The sequence below is a fragment of the Tolypothrix sp. VBCCA 56010 genome, from assembly GCF_050875635.1.
Classification (GTDB): Bacteria; Cyanobacteriota; Cyanobacteriia; order Cyanobacteriales; family Nostocaceae; genus Hassallia.
Genome location: NZ_JBPAOH010000305.1, coordinates 1 through 2,854, shown reverse-complemented (window position 1 = coordinate 2,854; position 2,854 = coordinate 1). Strand labels below are relative to the sequence as shown.

Here is a 2,854-nt window from a genome sequence, read left to right as displayed (position 1 = left end):
ACAGCGAAGTTGTGGAACCTGCAAGGTAAGGAAATTGCCACCCTCAAGCATAACAAAGAGGTCAACAACGTAGCGTTTAGTCCTGATGGCAAGACTATTGCCACAGCTTCATATGACAATACAGCGAAGTTGTGGAACCTGCAAGGTAAGGAAATTGCCATTCTCAAGCATAACGAATTGGTCAACAACGTAGCGTTTAGTCCTGATGGCAAGACGATTGCCACAGCTTCAAGTGACGGTACAGCGAAGTTGTGGAACCTGCAAGGTAAGGAAATTGCCACCCTCAAGCATAACTCATCGGTCATCAACCTAGCGTTTAGTCCTGATGGCAAGACTATTGCCACAGCTTCAGGTGACAACACAGCGAAGTTGTGGAACCTGCAAGGTAAGGAAATTGCCACCCTCAAGCATAACAAAGAGGTCAACAACGTAGCGTTTAGTCCTGATGGCAAGACTATTGCCACAGTTTCATGGGACAACACAGCGAAGTTGTGGAACCTGCAAGGTAAGGAGATTGCCACCCTCAAGCATAACAGTCCGGTCATCAACGTCGCGTTTAGTCCTGATGGCAAGACAATTGCCACAGCATCATTTGACACAGCGAAGTTGTGGAACCTGCAAGGTAAGGAGATTGCCACCCTCAAGCAGAACTCACCGGTCAGCGACGTAGCGTTTAGTCCGGATGGCAAGACTATTGCCACTGCTTCATATGACGGTACAGCGAAGTTGTGGAACCTGCAAGGAAAGGAACTTGCCACCCTCAAGCATAACAAAGTGGTCAGGAACGTAGCGTTTAGTCCTGATGGCAAGACTATTGCCACTGCTTCAGGTGACAACACAGCCAAGTTGTGGAACCGGCAAGGTAAGGAAATTGCCACCCTCAAGCATAACTCAGCGGTCAACAACGTAGCGTTTAGTCCGGATGGCAAGACTATTGCCACTGCATCAAGTGACAAGACAGCGAAGTTGTGGAACCTGCAAGGAAAGGAACTTGCCACCCTCAAGCATAACGATTCGGTCTACAACGTAGCGTTTAGTCCTGATGGCAAGACGATCGCCACAGCTTCAGATGACAATACACTCCGCTTATGGACTCAAGTAGGGGATACTTGGCAGCAGTTTGCTGAATATCAAGCTAGTAACGGTGTGTTTAGCCCGGATGGTAAACTAATTGCGATTGTAGTTGGTGAGAATACTGTACAGTTGCGTCCGGTTGAGGGTTTGGATGAACTGCTAGCACGAAGTTGCGGATGGCTAAAAGATTATCTTTCTTCACATCCTGATGTGGGGAAGCAGGTTTGTGGTAGTTAGGAGAGGGGGAGGGGGACAGGGGGGGAGTGGGGGAGTGGGGGAGGGGGAGAGGGTGTGTATTAATCTTCATTAATGAGTGTTTGATACTGATTAAAGAGTGTTGGAACCTCATTAAAGAGTCGCTGAAATAGATTTGAGAGTCGCTGAAATAGATTTGAGAGTCTCGGAAATAGATTTGAGAGTCGCTGAAATAGATTTGAGAGTCGCTGAAATAGATTTGAGAGTCGCTGAAATAGATTCGAGAGTCGCTGAAATAGATTTGAGAGTCGCTGAAATAGATTTGAGAGTCGCTGAAATAGATTTGAGAGTCGTTGAAATAGATTCGAGAGTCGTTGAAATAGATTTGAGAGTCGTTGAAATAGATTCGAGAGTCTCGGAAATAAATTCGACAGGACAGACAGTAGGGTGTGTTATCGCTTCAGCGTAACGCACCCTGAATTATTAATGGTGCGTTAGCCTTCGGCATAACACACCCTACAATTTAAATTTCTTAACTTGAATCTGGTAGGGTGCGTTATTGTTCGTAACGCACCCAGCACATAATCTTACTCGTAGTAAGCACTTTAGTGCTTAAAATAAGCGCTCTTTGCGCTTACTACCTTGTCAAAACAAATCTAAATCTGTCAACGCACCAAGACTGCTGGAAGATACTAATTTGGCATATTTCCCTAACACACCCTTCGTATAACGAGGGGGACGGGGTTGCCAATTTGCACGACGATTAGCTAATTCTTCATCGGATACGTTTAATTGCAACAGTCGCGCATGAGCATCAATTGTGATACTATCACCTTCTTCCACAAGCGCGATCGCTCCCCCAATTTCTGTTCTGCCTTTTTTCGCATTTTTTTTGGTGACACCAGACTTGATTGCAGCACATGGTCGTGGGGGTGGGTTAGCACTTTGGATTCGAGATTGAAGATATAGCAATTCTCCTTTCATGGTGAATAAGAGCGTATTTGTAGGGACAATTCATGAATTGTCCCTACATTCGCTGTGATAATATATTGTACACAAACCTACTTAATTGCGGTTTTACTTCTCTGAAGTGGGAATACTAAAATCAGTGGTTTCTTATACTTTAGTAATCATGGCTTATATTGAGAAAATTCTGGAAAAGTTACAAAATCTTTCTGATACGTCACTCCAAGAAGTTCTAGATTTTATTGATAATTTGGAGTCTCGAAATCGAATTGCTAAACTATCATCACCAACAGTTCATGACGAATCACTGCTAATAAACTTGAAAAAAGCAACTGCACACTATCAAAACGGAATCGCCAAGTTGCAATTAAAAGAATATCAACAAGCGATCGCAGAATTTAATTACGCATTACAAATTTATCCCAATTATTCAGAAGCTTATTACTATCGTGGTAAAGTCAGACACAAATTATAGCGATTCCCACTCAGGTGAGGTACAAAATTATATGGCGGGTTGTAGGGGCACGGCACTGCCCATTGGTGTCAACTTAAGCAAAAAGTCAGCATAAGATGTAATCTAAGAACATTGGGTTTGATGTGATTAGTGATACATAATGAG

3 protein-coding genes and 1 pseudogene are annotated in these 2,854 nt (G+C 43.7%); 3 read left to right on the top strand and 1 reads right to left on the bottom strand.

The genetic code is table 11. The annotated features are described in order from the left end of the window. The coding region (locus tag AABK37_RS40950; RefSeq protein ID WP_432557104.1) for a WD40 repeat domain-containing protein at positions 1 to 1,311 on the top strand (1,311 nt) is incomplete at its 5' end. A gap of 133 nt (positions 1,312 to 1,444) precedes the next feature. Next, complete coding sequence (locus AABK37_RS40945; RefSeq protein ID WP_432557103.1) at positions 1,445 to 1,738, top strand: hypothetical protein; 294 nt, start codon at positions 1,445 to 1,447, stop codon at positions 1,736 to 1,738. Between the two features lie 176 nt (positions 1,739 to 1,914). On the opposite strand, the pseudogene AABK37_RS40940 reads toward AABK37_RS40945, so the two are convergent. Next, positions 1,915 to 2,133, bottom strand: a pseudogene (locus AABK37_RS40940) (dihydroxy-acid dehydratase); the annotation flags it as partial. A 244-nt stretch (positions 2,134 to 2,377) separates the two neighbouring features. Here AABK37_RS40940 and AABK37_RS40935 point away from each other — a divergent pair. Continuing rightward, entirely contained in the window at positions 2,378 to 2,710 is a 333-nt protein-coding gene (locus AABK37_RS40935) for a hypothetical protein (protein ID WP_432557102.1), read from the top strand. Positions 2,711 to 2,854 lie beyond the last annotated feature (144 nt).